This window comes from Magnetococcales bacterium (assembly GCA_015232395.1).
In the GTDB taxonomy this organism is placed as follows: domain Bacteria; phylum Pseudomonadota; class Magnetococcia; order Magnetococcales; family JADFZT01; genus JADFZT01.
This window is the reverse complement of sequence record JADFZT010000049.1, coordinates 1-18,702: the sequence shown is the minus strand read 5'-3', so window position 1 is coordinate 18,702 and position 18,702 is coordinate 1. Positions and strand designations below refer to the sequence as shown.

Annotated in this window: 17 protein-coding genes; 8 read left to right on the top strand and 9 right to left on the bottom strand. The window is 56.0% G+C overall.

The window, feature by feature from the left end; genetic code table 11:
• Window positions 1-7: 7 nt before the first annotated feature.
• Complete coding sequence (locus HQL52_13440) at window positions 8-1,327, bottom strand: replication-associated recombination protein A (protein ID MBF0370451.1); 1,320 nt, start codon at window positions 1,325-1,327, stop codon at window positions 8-10.
• A gap of 398 nt (window positions 1,328-1,725) precedes the next feature.
• On the opposite strand from HQL52_13440, the gene HQL52_13435 reads away from it, so the two are divergent.
• Entirely contained in the window at window positions 1,726-2,070 is a 345-nt protein-coding gene (locus HQL52_13435; protein ID MBF0370450.1) for a PilZ domain-containing protein, read from the top strand.
• A gap of 182 nt (window positions 2,071-2,252) precedes the next feature.
• Here the strand turns inward: HQL52_13435 and rimO are convergent, their stop codons facing one another.
• The 3 genes from rimO to lolA form a co-directional block, all read right to left on the bottom strand.
• Window positions 2,253-3,614, bottom strand: a complete 1,362-nt coding sequence (gene rimO / locus HQL52_13430) for a 30S ribosomal protein S12 methylthiotransferase RimO (GenBank protein ID MBF0370449.1) — start codon at window positions 3,612-3,614, stop codon at window positions 2,253-2,255.
• A 2-nt stretch (window positions 3,615-3,616) separates the two neighbouring features.
• The gene (locus tag HQL52_13425) at window positions 3,617-4,102 is read right to left on the bottom strand and encodes a YajQ family cyclic di-GMP-binding protein (protein MBF0370448.1); all 486 of its coding nucleotides are present in this window, start codon (window positions 4,100-4,102) and stop codon (window positions 3,617-3,619) included.
• 73 nt (window positions 4,103-4,175) lie between these two features.
• On the bottom strand, window positions 4,176-4,814 hold the full coding sequence (gene lolA / locus HQL52_13420; GenBank protein ID MBF0370447.1) for an outer membrane lipoprotein chaperone LolA: 639 nt from the start codon (window positions 4,812-4,814) through the stop codon (window positions 4,176-4,178).
• Window positions 4,815-5,416: 602 nt separating this feature from the next.
• On the opposite strand from lolA, the gene HQL52_13415 reads away from it, so the two are divergent.
• A complete protein-coding gene (locus tag HQL52_13415) occupies window positions 5,417-5,848 on the top strand; it encodes a hypothetical protein (GenBank protein MBF0370446.1) in 432 nt (143 codons plus the stop codon).
• 256 nt (window positions 5,849-6,104) lie between these two features.
• Here the strand turns inward: HQL52_13415 and HQL52_13410 are convergent, their stop codons facing one another.
• Window positions 6,105-7,130: a glycosyltransferase gene (locus tag HQL52_13410; protein MBF0370445.1), complete on the bottom strand. Its 1,026-nt coding sequence runs from the start codon at window positions 7,128-7,130 to the stop codon at window positions 6,105-6,107.
• Between HQL52_13410 and HQL52_13405 the strand changes: the two genes are divergently transcribed.
• The 6 genes from HQL52_13405 (at window position 7,129) to HQL52_13380 (ending at window position 12,899) form a co-directional block, all read left to right on the top strand.
• A complete protein-coding gene (locus HQL52_13405) occupies window positions 7,129-8,091 on the top strand; it encodes an MBL fold metallo-hydrolase (GenBank protein MBF0370444.1) in 963 nt (320 codons plus the stop codon). The two genes, HQL52_13410 and HQL52_13405, sit on opposite strands and share 2 nt — an antisense overlap.
• Window positions 8,092-8,494: 403 nt before the next feature.
• Complete coding sequence (locus HQL52_13400) at window positions 8,495-9,832, top strand: hypothetical protein (protein MBF0370443.1); 1,338 nt, start codon at window positions 8,495-8,497, stop codon at window positions 9,830-9,832.
• A gap of 40 nt (window positions 9,833-9,872) precedes the next feature.
• Window positions 9,873-10,268, top strand: coding sequence for a cyclic nucleotide-binding domain-containing protein (locus HQL52_13395; protein MBF0370442.1), 396 nt, complete (start codon window positions 9,873-9,875; stop codon window positions 10,266-10,268).
• Window positions 10,269-10,281: 13 nt separating this feature from the next.
• A complete protein-coding gene (locus tag HQL52_13390) occupies window positions 10,282-10,860 on the top strand; it encodes a hypothetical protein (protein MBF0370441.1) in 579 nt (192 codons plus the stop codon).
• A gap of 183 nt (window positions 10,861-11,043) precedes the next feature.
• A complete protein-coding gene (locus tag HQL52_13385; GenBank protein MBF0370440.1) occupies window positions 11,044-12,369 on the top strand; it encodes a PAS domain-containing sensor histidine kinase in 1,326 nt (441 codons plus the stop codon).
• Window positions 12,370-12,635: 266 nt separating this feature from the next.
• Window positions 12,636-12,899, top strand: a complete 264-nt coding sequence (locus tag HQL52_13380) for a hypothetical protein (protein ID MBF0370439.1) — start codon at window positions 12,636-12,638, stop codon at window positions 12,897-12,899.
• A 489-nt stretch (window positions 12,900-13,388) separates the two neighbouring features.
• On the opposite strand, the gene HQL52_13375 is transcribed toward HQL52_13380, so the two are convergent.
• The 4 genes from HQL52_13375 to HQL52_13360 all read right to left on the bottom strand — a co-directional run bounded on the left by HQL52_13375 (window position 13,389) and on the right by HQL52_13360 (window position 18,555).
• Window positions 13,389-14,792, bottom strand: coding sequence for a rod shape-determining protein (locus HQL52_13375; protein MBF0370438.1), 1,404 nt, complete (start codon window positions 14,790-14,792; stop codon window positions 13,389-13,391).
• A 1,133-nt stretch (window positions 14,793-15,925) separates the two neighbouring features.
• On the bottom strand, window positions 15,926-17,056 hold the full coding sequence (locus tag HQL52_13370) for a hypothetical protein (protein ID MBF0370437.1): 1,131 nt from the start codon (window positions 17,054-17,056) through the stop codon (window positions 15,926-15,928).
• Window positions 17,057-17,062: 6 nt separating this feature from the next.
• On the bottom strand, window positions 17,063-17,518 hold the full coding sequence (locus tag HQL52_13365) for a cyclic nucleotide-binding domain-containing protein (GenBank protein ID MBF0370436.1): 456 nt from the start codon (window positions 17,516-17,518) through the stop codon (window positions 17,063-17,065).
• 191 nt (window positions 17,519-17,709) lie between these two features.
• Complete coding sequence (locus tag HQL52_13360) at window positions 17,710-18,555, bottom strand: hypothetical protein (protein ID MBF0370435.1); 846 nt, start codon at window positions 18,553-18,555, stop codon at window positions 17,710-17,712.
• Between the last annotated feature and the right edge of the window lie 147 nt (window positions 18,556-18,702).

Below are 18,702 nucleotides of genomic sequence, written 5' to 3'. Positions count from 1 at the left end.
GTTCATACTATTCTCCCTGGGCCTTCAGCTTGCGCCAATAGTCCAGACGACGGCTGATCTCCCGCTCAAACCCCCGATTGACCGGCTCATAAAAGCGGGTCTCTTCCAGGGCTGGAGGCAGATAGTCCTGACGAACATAACCTGTTTCGTGGTCGTGGGCATAGCGATAGCCCTTGCCATAGCCCAGCTCCTTCATAAGCTTGGTGGGGGCATTCAATATATGGGCAGGGGGCGAGAGGGAGCCGCTTTTGGCCGCACACTTTTGCGCCGCCTTGAAAGCCATATAAACGCTGTTGCTCTTGGGAGCCGTCGCCAGATAGACCGCTGCCTGGGCCAAGGCCAGCTCCCCTTCCGGATGGCCCAAAAAATGGAACGTCTCCTTGGCAGCCAGGGTGAGGGTGAGGGCCTGGGGATCAGCGTTGCCGATATCCTCACTGGCAAACCGCACCATCCGCCGGGCGATATAGAGCCCATCCTCTCCCCCGGCGAGCATCCGGGAGAGCCAGTAGAGGCTGGCATCCACATCAGAACCCCGAAGAGATTTGTGAAAGGCGGAGATGAGATTATAGTGCCCCTCCCCGGCCTTGTCATAAAGCGCAGCCCGGCGGTCGAGGCTCTGGAGGAGATCCTCGGTCTGGAGAACTTTTCCCTGTTCGATCGCCTCCCGGGAGAGCCCCACAAAGGTTTCCAGAAGGTTCAAGGCGTAGCGGGCATCTCCCCCGGCCTGATCGGCTATCAGCTCCAACAGCTCCGGAGCAAGTTGGACGGACAGCTTGCCCAAACCCCGTTCAGAATCCGCCACCGCCCGCTTGAGCAGCGCTGTCAGATGGGCCTTTTCCAAGGATTTCAGCACCACCACCCGGCAACGGGAGAGAAGTGCGCTGATCAGCTCGAAGGAAGGGTTTTCGGTCGTGGCCCCGATGAGAATGATGGTGCCATCCTCCACAAAGGGCAAAAAAGCATCCTGCTGGCTTTTGTTGAAACGATGGATTTCATCGACGAACAGAATGGTCCCGGCACTCCCCTCCTCCTCGCCACTCTCCCCCTCGGCCTCACCTGCTCCAAAAGCCCCCTTTTCCCGATTCACCTGGGCCCGCTCCACCACCTGCCGCACATCCTTGACTCCGGAGAGCACCGCAGAAAGGGATTCAAAGTGACAGTGGGTGTGGCGGGCAATCACCCGGGCGAGGGTGGTTTTGCCACACCCTGGGGGCCCCCAAAAAACCAGGGAGGGCAAACGATCCGCTGAAATCGCCTCCCGAATGATCTTGCCGGGGGCCAAAAGATGATCCTGGCCCAATATTTCATCCAGGGTTTCCGGGCGCATGCGATCAGCCAAGGGCGCGGCTTCTCTTTTGGTTGGACGGGTCTTTTTCCTGGACAAGTGGGTTTTCTCCCCAAAAAAAGAGCCTTCCCCATGTGAGGAAAGCCTCTCAAATGGCCCTTCGATCAAACCTGACTGGTTGAGCCCTCCAAGAGGTTCTCTCAAGCTCCTCCCTTAACGCTGGCACCACAAGGAGCAACAGCTGATTCTCAAGCCCCGGAGCTATTCTTTAAAAAAAATCGACAAAAAAACAGACTACGCCCCTGACATCGTGTAACCCTTTCTCTCAAAAGGAAAAAAATCGAGCCTGCCAGCACGATGAACGCTTGCCATAAAGAATTAGAATATGCTTATATAAAAACATTCTCAAGTTCACCCAAGGTTGCCTCAGGACACCCACCATGGATCGCCGCAAATCAACACGCTACGACTATCAGGTCACCATGATTCTGGAAACCGGCGAGGTGCGTCTGGCTGGCACGACCCGGGATGTCAGTCTCGATTCGGTCTTTTTCAATACCGAATCCGACAGCGACGAAACCATGCCTCTACCGGGGGAACCGGGACGCCTGCTGGTGGATTGGGAAGAGGGGCAGGTAGCCCTCACCTGCTCGGTCTCCCGACGTACGGAAAAAGGCATGGTGCTGCAAATTCGCAACCACCAAAGCGACCTGGGATTGCTGATCTTTCGCTATTTCAATGGCCGCCTGAAGGGGCTGAAATCCCGCCGCACCACCCTGGCATAGACTGCCCTCTTCACCATCAGGTTGAGGCTTGACTACCTGCCTGACAACCCAGGCCCAACCCCCCGTGCCCAGGGTATCCTCTCTACGATAGGGAGCGCCCTCCCCCCAAGCTCTTTCCAACCCATTGCAGCCAACACCAATGCTGCGCATCTCCAAGGCTTATTCCCAGTAACAACAGCCGCTCACGCCCCCTCCACCACATGGCCCACCAGGTCGTATTCGTGGGAATCGGTGATTTGCACCTGTACGATTTGGCCCGCCTCCGGTGAGCCGTCGTTGATATGCACCACGCCGTCCACTTCCAGTGCCTGCCCCTGGGTCCGCCCCTCCACCAACCATTCAAACTCCTCCGAGATCCCATCCACCAACACCGGCAGGGTCTGCCCCACCCGAGCGGCCAATTTTTCCCGGCTGATCTCCTGCTGTAGAGTCATCAGGAGATGGCGGCGCTCCTGGGCGATCTCCTCAGGCACCTTGTCCGGCATCTCAAAGGCCTGCGTCCCCTCTTCATCGGAATAGGTAAAGACCCCCACATGGTCGAAGCGGGCTTGGGCGATAAAGTCATAAAGGTGTTGAAACTCCGCCTCGCTCTCCCCGGGAAAGCCGACGATGAAGGTGGTGCGGATGAAGGCTTCGGGTAAATGTTCGTGGATGCGTGAAACAAGCCGCTCCACCGTATGGGAACGCTCAGCCCGGCGCATGCGGGTCAGCACCTCGGAGTGGCTGTGTTGCAGGGGAATATCCAGATAGGGCAGAATTTTTTCTTCCCGGGCCATCACCTGCAACAATTCATCGGTAATGAGAGTGGGATAGAGATAGAGAGAACGAATCCAGGCGATGCCTTCCACCCGGGCAAGACGCGTGAGCAGGCCTGCCAGATCGCTCCGTGGGGAGAGATCCCGACCATAGAGGGTGGTATCCTGGGAGACCAGATTGATCTCCTTGACCCCTTGCCCGGCGAGATTTTGCACCTCGGCTTCGATATCTTCAGGGGTGCGGGAACGAAACGCCCCTCTGAGCTTGGGAATGATGCAAAAGGCGCAGGTGTTGTTGCACCCTTCGGCGATGCGGACATAAGCGGTGTGCGGTGGGGTGGTGAGGAGCCTTGGGGGGGTGCCGGAAATGTCGTTGGCTTCAGGATCTCCCAGCCCCAGCAGAGGCGCATCGGAGGGCTTTTCCGCCTCTATCATGGGAATCAGCTGATCATACTGCCCTGCCCCCAACAACACGTCGATGTCCGGCATCTCCCGGGTCAAGGCTTCCCCGTGACGCTGGGCCAGGCAACCGGTCACCACCAGGCGCGTGCCGGGGTGGTCCCGTTTGATTTGGGCCATCTCCTCAATCGCCCCCCGGGATTCCGCTTCCGCCTCAGCCAGGAAACCACAGGTGTTGACCACCAACACATCCGCCTCTTCCGGATCCTGGGTCAGGGTGTAACCCTTCAGCTGCAAGCGCCCCAGCATGGTTTCGGTATCCACCAGATTTTTTGGGCAGCCCAGGGAGACCACCCCCACCTTACCCCCGGAAGCTTTTGATTTGTTCATGTCTAGTTGCGAAAATTGATGGTCTGCAAGGGCAGTCCGATGTCAGCCCCCTTGACCAGAGCAATCACCTTTTGCAGATCGTCGCGTTTTTTGCCGGTCACCCGCACCAGATCCCCTTGAATGGCGGCTTGCACCTTGATTTTGGCATCCTTGATCTTTTTGACGATTTTGCGGGCGTTGTCCTGATCCACCCCCTGGCGGATGGTGATGGTCTGGCGAACCAGGCCGCCGGATGCATTTTCGATGCTGCCAAACTCCAAAGCCTGGGTATCCACCTTGCGCCGCACCAGGCGGGTTTTCAAAATTTCCACCACCTGCTCCAGCTTGTAGTTGTCGTCACCGGTGGCGGTGATCACCATTTCATTCTGCTCCAGGCTGCATTTGGAGCCTTTAAAATCGTAGCGGTTGCCGATCTCCTTGATACTCTGGTTGACGGCATTGTCCACTTCCTGGAGCTCCACCTGGGAGACAAAATCAAAGGATGGCATTGGCGTTCTCCTGAAAAAAATAGGGTAAAGGATGGCGGTCATCAGCTGTTCTAAAGAGTGCTGGATAGGATGCTCAGGGTTTTTGCGACCACCCTGGACCATTGACGATATCCACCCCCGGGGGAACCTGAAAGGCAAAACGGCTCTCATCCACGGGGCTGTTGTAGAGGAGATCCTCGAAGGTAAAAAAGGAGCGATGTCCCAGGGCATCCTCCACCTCCAGGTTGAGCAGTAACAGCCCGGCTTCATCCAGGGTGATGGAAATTTCCCGGAAAGGGGCCTCTTCCTGCCGGGGCCAAAGCCGTACGGCGGGCAATCCCCAGGTGCGATCCCGGGCGATTTTCCAGTTAAAGGTCTCCACCAGGGAGATGTCGGAGACCAAAAAAGCGGCTGGCGTCTCCTGCAGTCGATCCGCCCGCCCCCGGGTCACCTGCAGCAAATCCGGCTCATAATACCAGACCGTCTCCCCGTCGGAGAGGATCAACTGCTCAAAAGGTTTCTGATAATCCCAACGAAAGCGGCCCGGCTTTTGAGCGATAAAGTGCCCTTTGCTGATTTTTCCCGGCGCGCCATCAGCGAAAACGACCCGCTGCTGAAACCCCCCTTGCACCGAGACCAAACGGTCGATGAAGGTTTGCAGTTTTTCCAGGGGAGCTGGCAGGGCTGTTGGGGTTGGGGGGGCATTTTCCGCCCAGGCGTTCTCCCAGGCCATCCCCCAGCCCAAACAGACAACTCCGATCCACAGACCCAAAAGCCGAACAAAAACCCGATGTCCATCCAATACCTTCACCATACACCTCCATCATATTCCAGCGGCCCCCGGGAGCGATCCAAAGACCCCTTTTCAGGCAGCATACCCCCGTCACCGCAAAATCCAAACCGTCTCATCCGGCTATTCAGGGGATATTTTGCCCGGCGGCCTACGACATTTTATTGACGTGACAGCACATTTTGTTCAATCACCCCGACCTCCATCACCCGACGCGCCTTGGGCGGATTATTTTTTTTGGAGTGATTGTCTTTTCTTTTCAGCTGATTGCCCATGATTCAACATAAATGGACAGTTGAAAACCCAGGCTTGTTTCTAGTTGGTACCAGGTTTGCTTACAAAGTTTCCACAGAACCAGAAAAAGATCAATGGCCCAGTGCGTTCCAGAAAATTCGAGCGCTTAAAATGGATGGAAAGTTTATTTCATGGATCCGAAAAGAGAGCCAAGCCCTGACGGGAAGTGCGTCGGAACCAAGAGATCATCTCTTCCCAGCCCTCTTGTGGTGGGTGACATAAAGACATTCAATACTGGAAATCTGGCAACATTGGTCAACGATCAGGCCGATCCCCACCGGATTATCGGTGCCCTTTCCAAATGGCTGCACGGCACCATCAGCGTGGAATTGGTGGCCTATTGGAACCCCAGGCGACGCAAGAGTTATCTGATCTGTGGTGACGACACGGTGGACAAAAGCGCCATCCTTCACACCACTTGGTCCGTGATAGACAGCCCCCTGCCCCGCATACGCCACTGGCGCCAACGGGATTGGTTTTTTCATCTCTGGATGGGGGCTCCCCTGGAGCAGTGGGACCGTATTTTGATCATTGAAAAAGGGCTGGGCCTCTCTGTGGAAGAGTCCAATCTGCTGATGCAGGAAACCCTGAAAATTTTGCACTCACCGCTCAAAAACGCCTTGAATCAGGCCGATCACGATCAACAGGCTCTGCCTCTGGCGGCAGAGCCCCTCATCTCCTGAACTCTTTTACAGCTCCCCATTCCCGATAAAAAACCATTCCCGATAAAAAACCTTTCCCGGCATAGTTTCACTTTCGATGTATGCCGTTACCAAGAAAAATTTACAGCTCCCCATTCCCGATAAAAAACCATTCCCGATAAAAAACCTTTCCCGGCATAGTTTCACTTTCGATGCATGCCGTTGCCAAGAAAAAAACAGCCTCCTCCCAGGTAACACCCGGTTTTTTTCTCAGTAGAAACCGCTCCTCCCCACCCCATCAGCCCACCATCAAATAATCCCGCCCCCGTTCATAACCCATCTCTTCAAGAGTCCCTTTGATATCATCCCGTGCCCCATGTTTAACCACATAGCTGAGTACCAGTGGTCGTTTTTTACGCATCAGCCATTCGGGTGATACCACCGGAGCATCCAGTATCATGTGGCCAATTTTTCGGGGACTGACATCCACCCAGGCAGAAACCTTGAAGCCGTATGAAAGCAGGTGGCGCACCCGTTTTCGAGTCACCCGGCCCGACCCCCAGATCACCAATTCCCGACCATCGTGAAGCCGGGGATCCCGTGCCAGATAGGCCCCCCGCAAACGATCAAAAGCTTCCCGGGAATAGCGGGGATCCTGGCGACTCAAACGGTTTTCACCCTCCCGCCAATCGACCAGTATCTCCTTGAGTTTAGACATTTTTTTACCTGCAGCCACCATGCGCAGCCAAAGCTCATAATCCTCGGGAAAATCCCCATCCCGATAGCTTCCCAGCTCCACAATCACCTGTTTGCGAAACATCACCGAGGGGTGAGCCACCGGGGATTCCCAATAAATTTCGTCCGCCAAATCGGCGGGTGTCAGGCACTCATTTTGCCAACGAATATATTCCCGAAAGCCCCCCTTGATGATCTCTTCAGGAAAAAGTGAGACCCGACAGGAAACAAGATCGATGTTTGGATTGTCCAACAGATAACGCCACTGGAGCTCCAAACGCTCAGGATGCATGCGGTCATCAGCATCCATGCGGGCAATAAACGGCGTTCTGGCCGCTTTTATCCCCAGGTTGAGCGCTTCAACCAGCCCCACCCGACCCGGGCTCAACAGACGAATTCGCCCATCCCCCTTGCCATAGGCTTTAACCAGCTCATCCGAGCCGTCATCTGAGCCATCATCCACAGCCAATAGCTCAAAATCAGGTAAAGATTGAACTTGAATTGAGGAAAAACACTCTTCCAATGTGATGGAAGCATTGCGAAACGGCAAAAGAACCGTCACCTTGGGGGAGGAGGAGATATTATTCATGATAACGAACAATCTACCCGGTCCGGGGCGGGGAATCACCCCCATTGATACGCAATACTTTCGCCCCAAGCTTGGGGCCTGCTACCTGTTGGAAGAAGCCGACCAGGCCGTTTTGATCGATACAGGCCCCGGTCCGGCTGCGCCAATAGTGCTGAAAGCCATTGATGAAAAAGGCGTTTCCAGAGAGTCGGTCGTCGCTGTAATCGTCACCCACATCCATCTGGATCATGCGGGCGCTGCCGGTGAATTGATGGCCCAGCTCCCCAATGCCAAATTCCTGGTGCATCCCCGGGGGGCCCGGCATATGGCTGAGCCTGAAAAACTCATCGCCGGTGCCACAGCGGTCTACGGTGAGGCGGAATTCCAGCGGCTCTTCGGTGAGGTCCGCCCCATCGACCCCGAACGCATCGTCACAACTGAAGACAATTTTTCTTTTTCTCTGGGAGAGCGGGAACTGCTCTTTCTGGATACCCCCGGTCACGCCAAACATCACCACTGTATCTGGGATGAGGCGAGTATGACAGCTTTCACCGGGGATACCTTCGGCATCTCCTATCGGGAGCTGGACACCCCTGCCGGGATCTTTCTCTTTCCCGCCACCACCCCCATCGATTTTGATCCCGAAGCGGCCCACATCTCCATAGATCGAATCGCCGCCTTGAAGCCCCAATGGATCTGCCCCACCCATTTTGGCCCCATCCCCTTTCACCGTGGGCTGGCCGATGATCTCCATCGTCTCCTGGATCGCATCCGGATTTTTTCCCGGGGGCAGATGCGGGACAAAAAAACCCGCAAGGCCAAACTCGTAGCCGGGCTGGAAAAAATCTATCTCTCCCGCCTTAACCGCCTGGGCTCCTCTCTGAATCGCCAGCAAATATTGGAGCTGCTGGCCATGGATATCGAAATCAACGCCCAAGGTCTCGATGCCTGGCTTGACAAGATGGTGCCGGGAGGCCGCTAAACCCCTGGGGGGGGCTGGCCGTTTATCCAACCAGTCCCCCATGCGCCACTCTGGCAAGCCCACTTCTTAGCCTGGCACCTTCCCCCCCTTCATAAAGCCAGAACGCCCCCATCCCCCGTTCCATCCTGGATTCCTCCCCATCAACCCTGGAACAGTCATCTCTTCAGGGTTTTGATTGAGAGCAGCCAGCGCAGCTCTCCAGATAGCGGCCAGAAGCAGACCCAAGAGCGACCATCTATCGCTCATTCTTGCATTCACCCCCTGGCAAACGTAGAGTCTTCTTCTGTTTTTTTTCTCACCGTCCCCTTAAAATGGTGACGGGAATGGCCGCAAGGGGTGGCACAATCCAAGCCACACTCAAAAACAGTGGGGCCACATTTAGGAACCGTAGGGGAATATCGGGATGGAACTGGGAGAATATTCCAGAATCGGTGTGGTGGGGGGTGGACCGGCTGGAACCTTCACCGCCTATTTTTTGCTGGATCTGGCCAAGCGGCTGGATCTTTCTCCCCAGGTGGATATCATCGAACCCCGGGATTTCATGGATTCCGGCCCCAAAGGGTGTAACATGTGCGGGGGAATCATCTCCGAATCCCTGGTGCAAATGATGGCCACCGAGGGGATCCACCTCCCTTCCGAAGTAATTCTCGACACCATCGACACCTACACCCTCCACACCCGGGCAGGCTCGGTGGATATCCAAACACCCAGTCAGGAGATGCGCATCGCCTCCATCTTTCGGGGAGGAGGCCCCAGGGGTTCAGAAACGCAAATGCCCCTGCCCTGGGACAGCTTCGACGCCTTTCTACTCCATCTGGCCTGCTGCAAAGGCGCCCGACACATCCAGCAACGGGTGGTACGCCTCAGCCGGGAGGATGGCCGACCCCAGGTACATACCGAAGATGGCCAAACCCGCACCTACGATCTTCTGGTGGGGGCGGTGGGCATCAACGGCCCCGGCATGCGGCTTTTCGAGGAGCTTGATTTCGGCTATAAGCCCCCCAAAACCACCAAAGCCTTCATTGCTGAATTTTATTTTGGCGAAGAGCAGGTGGAGCGGCTTCTGGGGCATGCCATGCATGTCTTTCTGCTGGACATGCCCGGCCTCAAATTTGCCGCCATGACCCCCAAAGGCCACTATGCCACCTTCATTATTTTGGGGGATAAAATCGACCGGGAGCTGGTGGAGCGGGTCTATGCCCAACCCCAGGTACAGCGTTGCATGCCCCCTGGTTGGGAAATCCCGGTGGAGCCCTGCCACTGCCAACCCCGGATCAATATCGGCCCCCCTGTCAAACCCTATGGGGACCGGGTGGTGATGGTGGGGGATTGCGGGGTCTCCCGACTCTACAAGGATGGCATTGGTGCGGCCTATCGGCTGGGCAAGATTTGCGCTTTTACCGCCCTCACCCACGGGGTTTCCGCCCAACATTTTGAAAAACACTATTGGCCCAGCTGCCGGGATATGGCCTGGGATAATCGCCTGGGCCACCTTTTTTTCGACGTGGATCGCCATCTTTTGGGCCACGACGCCATCCGCACAGCCATTTTAAATGTCATTCGTCGAGAACAGAACAGCCCGGACAAGGAACCTCTTTTAGGGGGAGCTTTGTGGGACACCTTCACTGGCAGTGCCTCTTATCGTAATATCCTGGCCCGTGCGGGACATCCATCCGTGGTGATGCAGCTGCTGACAGAGACGATCAAATCTTTTTTCACTTCCCCCAAAAACGGGTCTTAGGGGCATCCAGCGTGAGGCCTGAAAAGGAGCGAGCCAAGGCATGCTTTTTCATCGCAACCCCCACACACTGGGCAAAGAATTTTCTCCGGGAGAGATCATTTTTCGCCAAGGGGATAAAGCGGATTGCCTCCATGTGATTTTGGAAGGGGAGGTGGAAATTTTGGTGGCGGGGGAGTCCGACCCCCTGGAACGGCTGGCTGTTTTGGGCGTGGACCACGTCTTTGGTGAAATGTCTCTCTTTCATAAAACCCCCCGCGCTGCCACAGCCAGAGCCTTAACCCAGGTGCGGGTGCTCTCGGTGGATCAACGGGGTTTTTTACGTTGGCTCCAGGAAGACCCGACCCTCACTCTGCGCATTCTGCTGAAAATGTCCGAACGGGTGCGTGGCCTCATCGCCGAAACCATCCGTTTGCGTCAACAATTGTCCAAGGAGTGATGACGGGCAAATCATGCTGAAGAGTCTCCTCCTCCTGATCCTGTTTCGCCCCAACGATCTTTTTGTGCGCATGCGGGCGCGCTCCTTTTTGATTTGGGCGCTGGTGTTACAGATTTTTCGCTGGGAAGGGACGGCGCTCACCACGGTGGTCAATCTCTACCGCTATGATGCCCCGATGTTTTTGCCGGTGCCTTTCGGCATCGACCCATCCCTCTATCGCTATGTGGAGATCTATGCCTACGGCCCATTTGGGCTGCTCATCATTTCCGTCATCGCCTATTTTATCTATATCCACGGCGCCCCCCACGCCACCATCGGTCCGGTGACCTATGCCAAATGTTGGGAACTGGTGGGGCTTACCTTTTTCGGACCATGGCTGCCGAGCCTGTTCATCGACTCGGTGCTGGTTTATCTGGGTTGGGGAGGGCCGGAGGTGATCATTCCCTGGCATGTGGCCATCGTTGGCATCGAGGCGGTCTTGACCATGGTGGGGCTCCATGCGGTTTTTGGCATCCGTTGGCGAAAGGCCTTTCGTCTCGGGGGGATGGCGGGCATGATCTTTTTGGTCCTGGCCGGTCTCGTCATCCGCTGATTGTTCCGTCCCTTCCTTAACCGCTCCAGAGCTTGGACTCCTTTTTAAACCACCCGGCATTCATTATTTTGATCCCAATCATTCATCGGTGGTATTTTGGACTAAATTGACCCTGATTTACCCAAAGGGCGTCTTTTACGCCAAGGGGTAGCGGTTGGCAAACAGTCTTTGCTAGGAGGTGGCATGAAAAAAAAGGCGTTCAAAAAATGGCTGGCCAGACTGAACGATCTCGCTCCCGAACAACGGGATCGATTGATGGACAAATGTGCCCCGGCCTCTCCAGGGAAACAGGATGATGACGGGTTTGGGGAATATCTCGATTCAGACGAATTTACCTCACTGGATCAGGATAATGACAAACTGGAGATGAACCGCCGCAGTTTTCGGGGTATCAAATATCGGGAAGTGATCCGGCTTTTGACCGAAGAGAGCGAATATGTCCGCAAGGTGATCGATCTCTCCGAGGATATGATCGTCTCCGCAGATGATGATCGGGGTATCAACGTCTTCAACAAAGCCGCCGAGCGGGTTTATGGCTACCAAACCCGTGAAGTCCGGGGCAAACCGGTATCGATTCTCTACAGCAGCCCGGAAGAAGCCAAACTGGTGAGAGAGACCATGGCCCGGCAGGGGTTTTTCCACGGCGAAATAGCGGGACGCCGGAAAAATGGTAATTCCTTCCCCATGCGCCTCATCGCTTCCCAGCTCCACAACACCATGGGGGATGTGATCGGTTCGGTGGGCTATTCCCGGGATGTCACCCCTGAAAAAAAAGCCGCCGAAATCGAACGGCAATATACCGCTTTAAACGAATTGGAAAATTTGCGCCGGGATGTGGAGCAAATCACCCGCCACGATCTAAAATCCCCCCTCACCTCCATCATCGGCTTTTCCGACATTCTCCTCCATGACGAGCGTATGGCCGAGGAGCATAAAAAGCTGCTGAAAATCATTTATAAGGCCGGTTTCAAGGCCAACCGGATGATCAACCTTTCCCTGGATATCTTTAAAATGGAGAAAGGCACCTATCAGGTGATGGCTGAAAAAATCGAGGTAGTTCCCCTGCTGGAAGAAATTATAATGGGTCTGGAAAGCCAAATTCAGGCGAAGAGTCTAACGACCCGCATCCATATGGGCGAAGCCCCGGGAGCCCCCCCGGTCCCTCTTTTCATATCCGGGGAAGAGTCCCTCTGCTACAACCTGTTTGCCAATCTGATCAAGAATGCCGCCGAAGCCTCCCCCAACGACCAACCCGTCACCATCACTCTGGATGGCGATGCCTTGGCGGTGATCAAAATCCACAATTTTGGGGTGGTCCCTGAAGAGATCCGGGAGCGGTTTTTCGAAAAATATGTCACGATGGGTAAAAAATATGGCACGGGTCTGGGCACCTATTCCGCCCATATGATGGCCAAAACCTTGGGGGGGAAAATTGAGATGGTCTCTACCGAAGGGGATGGCACCACCTTGACCGTCACCCTCCCGGGTGGTTGGGAAAGGGAATTATAAAATCAGAGCTGGAGGGTGATGGTGTTTTCCCTCAGAAGGCAAGCTTATGATTTATTGAAATATTCAATTCCAAACCGGGCCATCCCCTGAAGGGGCTGTTTTTTTTATCCCACATCACTGCCAAGGGTCGCCAAGGCTTCTGGGGCAGGCTATCCTATGGGAATTGATCAGCATCCAGAGGCACAAAGGGTCGTCAACAAAAAAGGCGTAGGCGGTTACCAGCAGAAAGTTTCGAGTGATCGTCAACGGCAACGCGAGGATAAGGCATGAGAGATGAACAAGCTCCCCCGGAGGTAACGGAAGCCATCCTGGGGGCAGTGGATACACAGCTGCAGGAAAACAGCCCTCCCGAAGCCCGCGCCACCCTGGATCGCCTCATTGCACAAGGCCACACCGAGGAAGAAGCCCGGCGATTGATTGCGGCTGCACTTGTTTGTGAAATGTCTGTGGTGCTTCAGTCCGGCAAACCCCACGATGTCCAACGCTATGTTGGCTGGCTCAACCAGCTGCCCCAGCTGCCTGAAATCTGAAACCAAGCCCCTCCTCACCCAGCAAAAACCATCCCCTCCCTGATTGATCCCCAGCTGCTTTCGTCCCTGCTGCCATTCCCTGTTTCCAGAGTGATCGTTTTTGTATAGCCATTCGAATCAAGAATTGAACATATGCCGTTGCATTTTTGTCGTCATTCTCGCGAATGCGGGAATCCAGAGTGTCTGGCACGAACCTTTCCAAATCTTGCTTCACTTTCAGCAAAACACCGGCCTTTCTTGAAGATTTGGTTTTTCCTTGAGGGCAATCATCACTCCCTGGATCCCCGCCTTCGCGGGGATGACGAGTCAGGGAAGAGTGTCCAATTTTGAGATAGAACTGCTATAGACTGCTGGGAAGAAGAAGTGGGCACACCGACAGTGCCCATCTCAAAATTTATCGTGGATAAGAGGAAAAGCCAGGCAGCCGACTAAACAAGACCGCCAAAGACTATGGGTCAGATGATTGAAACTGGCTAAAAAAGCGACTGATCACCCGCCGAAGCGGGCCATCTGTGCGGATTGCTCTTCGGGGTTTCCAGCCACATCCCCCAGCTGATTCCAATATTCCGGTGGCAGCTCTGAGGCGAGCTTCAAAGCCCCGGCAGAACCGGCATAGTCTGGATCTGCCACCCGGTGGACCTGCACCTGGCCATAATCCCGCAGCCGGGTCGCCAAAGCCACATCAAGACCTTTGATATTGGAGCCCCCACCAGCCAGCACGATATTTTCCACCGCCTCTCCCTGATCGTCCGGATCAAAGGATTGGATGAGCGCCTCTACCCCGTCGAGGATGGATTTTACCAGGGTTTCGCACGCCCCACGGATCTCCCGGGTCAGATCCAGGGTGACCGGGCGTCCATCGGCGCGGAGGTTGACCAGAATCTTCTCCCGGGGCTTGCCGACAAAGCCGAACTGGTCTTTGATCTTGCGGGCCAGCACCGGGGTCATCTGCACCTTGGGATGGTTTTCGGTGATGGATCGGGCTAGGCACTGATCGACAAAATCCCCCCCCTTAAAGAGGGTGATTTGATCGTCCGGGCCGGGAATGTTGCCTTTCATGGCGCAAATATCGATGGAACCGGCACCGATATCGATGATAATGGCATTTTTGAGCTTCACCAGACCGTAGGCCACCATGAAGGGCTCGGAGATGACCATGGCCACATCCATCAGCTCCTGGGCGATGGCCAGGAGTTGGTTTTTGCTGGTGATGGAGGCTTCGGCCGGAACGCCGACTATGCCGAAGATTTTTTCACCCGGCTGGGGTTTGGCCAAAAAGATGGCATGTTCCATCAACTCCCGGGCGGCCTGGGTGTGGAGTTCGTCTGCCTTGAGCAGGCCGTTTTCCAGGGGGTAGTGAATATCAAGATAGGATTGCCGCTCCAGGGCGTCGTCACCGAAGGTCAGAGTGGAGTTGGTGAGCATGACGCCAATGATATCCTTGGGGTATCCCACCACGGTGCGGACCAAACCCTTGGCGCCCCGGCTCGACATGATGGTGGTCCGGGAGGTACCCAGATCAATCCCCACGAAAAGCGGGGGCAGGAGAGTCGGTTCCGGCTGTTTTCTTTCCGGTTTGGGAGCGGACTGTTCCTTCTCTACCGGTTGGGCGGCTGGTTTGGCGCGAACGCTCTTTTGGGAAAGCCTACCCGTGGGGGCCGTGGACTCCACAAAGGGATTCTCCAGCTCCAGAGACTCTTTATCGGCCCGGGGGGGCAGAGGTGAGGTTTTGGCTTTGGGGGCGGCAACCGGAGCTTGTTCGACCTCGGGGGTAGCAGCCGGAGCTTGTTCGGCCTCGGTCGTGATCTGCTCTACTTCAGGAACCGGGGGAGGTTGAATAAAGCCTCTGGCCAGGGATGGTTTTTTTGGGGCCTGTTCAGCGCGTTTGGCCATGGGCGCAGGCTCAGGAGCAGCCTCAGCCTGGGTGGCTTGTTTCATTTTGCGGCCAACGATGGGCTCACCCAATATCGGCTGGGGAACGCGACGCTGGGGCAGCTCCGGGCTGCTTGTGGCGCTGTTGCGCGTGCGAACCGCCCCCAGGGGTCTTTCACTTTTGACCGAGCTTGCCAGGGTGGTGGAAGCGCTCACCTGAGCCGCAAAAGCCGCCTTTTGGCTTCGGGCTTCGGTTTTTGCAGCCGGGCTTTTTTCCGCCGCCATCGGGGCCGGTTTTTCAGGCTGGGGGGGGGCTGCGGCGGGTTCCGGGGAGACCGGGGGGGTCAGGACGTTGTGATTTTGGTAAAAATCCTTGAGATTTTCAGGCAGTTCCTTGATCCCCCGAGGGGTCTGACCAACCGATGAATCCCCATCGTTGGACCGGAAGGGATTGTTGGGAATGGCGGGAAAAGGGGCTGGATCGGAGCGGGGTGTCAGGGGAGCGGGTGTGCTGCTGGTGACACCTTCTGTCAAAACAGTTTCCTCAACAACCACCCGACTCTTGGCAGAGGCAGCCTCTGGGGTGGGAGCTGGCTCAGCAGCCACAAGTCCTGGCAACAGGATCGCTTTGTCCGGCTCCGGCAGAGCTTCCCTGAGGGGCACGATAGCCGGTTTCGGGGTTTTGGCAACGGGTTTGGTCTCTGCCACAGGAGCAGCCTGGGGAGAGGGGTCGGATTTCTTCGGCGGGGGTGATTTTTGCCCCTGCTCCAAAAGCGTCAACAGCTGGCCAGCCACCTCTTGGAAGGCCTGCAATCCCTCGAAGCGGGCCTGCCCCCCATCCTTTTCGGGTGCGGCCGAAGGCTTCATTACGGTTGCGGTATTATCGCTCATGGTGTTGCCATCCCTCTCGACCCGGGTTAAGCCTCCCAGGTTTCATTGTCATTAACCGATCACTTTAACATTAAAATAAGCCGCTTTGAACCTTGATTCAGAAGGAAGCTCTTTTCCACCCTCTCACAGCCCAAAAAAAATCCCCCTCATTTTGCCATGACTGACGACATCAGGGGGGGCTGGCGACGTGATAAAACCGAAGCATCAGGAAGCATCGAGTAACAAAGCAAATCCAATGCCACATGGGCTCAAAATGGGGGGAATCAATCGGTTTCAGGGCGATATTTTTGTACATAGGTGGAATTGATCCCACCCTTTTCAAGGATGATCTGATCGTACTCTCTGGCGACTGATTCGGTAGCGAAGGGACCGGCGAAGACACAGTGGAGGGTGCGTCCCCGGGAGAGGGATTTTTTCTGATAGACGGGAATATCCAGGGCAATGATGCGCTGCTCCTGGGCATTGGCATAGGGGGAGTAGGAAAAACAGCCGGAATGGATGAAATATCCCAGCTTTTCAGCTTCCACCGGAGGCTCTTTGGTGGGGATGGTCTCCTCGAGCATCATCTCTTCCACCGGGGCCACCTTGATGGGAGGTGCCGCTTCCACAACCGCCACCTTTGCAGCCGGAGCCGGGGTATTGATGACGGTGGCTGGATGGTTCCTGAGGTTGGTCGGGGCTTGGATGATGCGGGCAGGCTCACCGATGGATTTGGTGGGCACCTCCATCAGCGCCACCTCAGCGGAGGCATTCCAGGAGTCGGCACCTTTTCTCTGGGAATAGGCTGGGATTTGTGGCCGTTCGGTTGGTGCCGGGGATACTGGTATGACCGGTTGGGCCAAGCTCTGTTGGGGCACGACGGGAGCTGCTATCGGAGCCGGGGCCGGAGCCAGCAGATGTTGGTTGTCGTTGGGAATGCATTTGGGAATGGCGTTGCTCTCTTCCAGCAACTTTTCCATCCGCGCCAGGCGGGATTCCAGAGCTTTGATCAGGGCGGTATCCCGGGCTAATCCAGCAGAGGCGACGGGCGCTTGTGCATAAACCGGAGCAGCCACCGGTGCGGGCTGCTGAGGTGGGGCTTGAACTTGAACAACGGGAGCAGGAGCAGCCAAGACCTGCTGCTGGGGATAGGGGCTGACGGCACCACGCCCAGCTTGTGTTTGTGGATATGGAGCAACGGGGGCTGTATGGGCTGCTGGCTGTTGCCCGAAAGGTTGTCCTGCTGCATTGGCTGCCGGCTGTTGTGGGAAAGGCTGCCCTGTGCCAGGGGAATTGGATTCAACCGTCAGTTTGACTCCTTGATCGTGGAGGTGCCAGCCGACCACCACGATCAGAAAGAGGAACAACACACTGATCACCACTTCGATCAGGGGGACTGACTGTTTTCTATCCATGGTTGGTCAGCTTTTCCTGTTTTTGGAGATCTCGTTGGTGACAATCCGCTGACCGATGAGACCGGCGATGGCTTTGGTCACCCGCCAATAGTGGCGCATCACCGACTGAAAGGTCTCCACATCGATGGTGAGGCAGATCACCTGACTGGCTGCGATCACATCCGCGCCCCGTTTTTGGTTGGATACCAGCGACATCTCACCAAACAGATTGCCTTCATCGACAAAAAAGTGCTGATCCGGATCGTGGGGAGCCGGGACATTGATACGCACCCGGCCCTTGTAGGTGATATAGAGGGTGCGGCCTTCCGTGCCCCGGCGGATGATATATTGCCCCGGTTCAAAGATGGCGATGGAGGTGATGGGGGCGATCAAGGTCTCCAGGTCCATCTCCGGCATTTCGCTGAATCCCGGAACCTTCTGGAGAAAATGGATCAGCTCCTGCAAAGTGATGTCTGTCTGCATCGTTTATGGATCCCCCATGTCCTGCACCGTCCTGTTCAACCCCTGGGTCGATGTCACCCAAGGGGATCACTGATCCCGGCACCTGTTACGTTATCGTCCAACGAGAGAGCTGAGATAAGAAAAAAAACCGAGGCCTCACCATCAATCAGGCCTATCAGACAATATTTCATCTATCAGGCAAGTCCTGCAAGTCAGGCACCAAGCCGCATCCGAAGCTTGCCAACCACCCCTTCGATGGCACTCCCGATCACCGACAGACCGCCATGAGCCCCCTGCCCCCCTCCACGGGCTGTCCGGTTGGTCTCCAGGGTCAGAGGGGAAGCCATGGGGTGGCGCATCTCCTGATCGAAAGCCGGTAATGGGGATGGCATCTCTGGCTGGTCAGCAAGCCTCTGAGAGCTGGCCCCCCCCTCTCCCTCACCGACCATGAGCCGCCCGGCCCGGCGACCGGTTTTGACCACCCCATCCACCACCTGCACCATCAGCCGCACCACCCCGGCTCCCAAGCTCTCCATGGGAACCATCTCTCCTGAAAAGGAGGGGGGATGTGGGGGGGGAAGGGTGGTCCAGGCAGGCAGATCCCCCGTTTGGCTTGGGGGAAAAAATTCTGAGACGTCTCGCAATTGAAAGCGGGGATCATCCAGGGAGGGAATCCCTTGGGAAGAGGTCGATTTTTCAGGTTTCGGTTCTGGTTCCAGCTCCGGTTCTGGTTCCAGCTGGGTATCAGAAGCCTGGAGCCGGGTGGCGGCGTGATCTTCCCCGGGGGCGGATTCCCGGGTGCGGGCCTGCTCCAACAAGGCAACCAGGGTGGTAGCCACCTCTCTATAGGCAACCAACCCCTCAAATCGCTGCCCTGCCCTCTCAGGGTCAGCTTCCCCGGATAAACCAGCTGAGTCGGAAGGGGGGGGCAATTCCATGGAAGCCGCAGGTTGCCCGGAGGGATCAGGGGCACAAGAGAGAGCCGCGCTGGTGGCAAAAGGATTGATTCCCCCCTGGCCACTGACGGACTTTTTCAGGCTCTTGTCGGCTTCATGCATCGCTCAAATCCATCATCTCTCAAACGGTAATGCTCCAGGAGCCTCCTCCGAAAGCGACGATCCCCTTATATTTATAGCAATTCAAATCAAGAATTGGACATATGCCGCTGTATTTTTTCTGTCATTCCCGCGAATGCGGGAATCCAG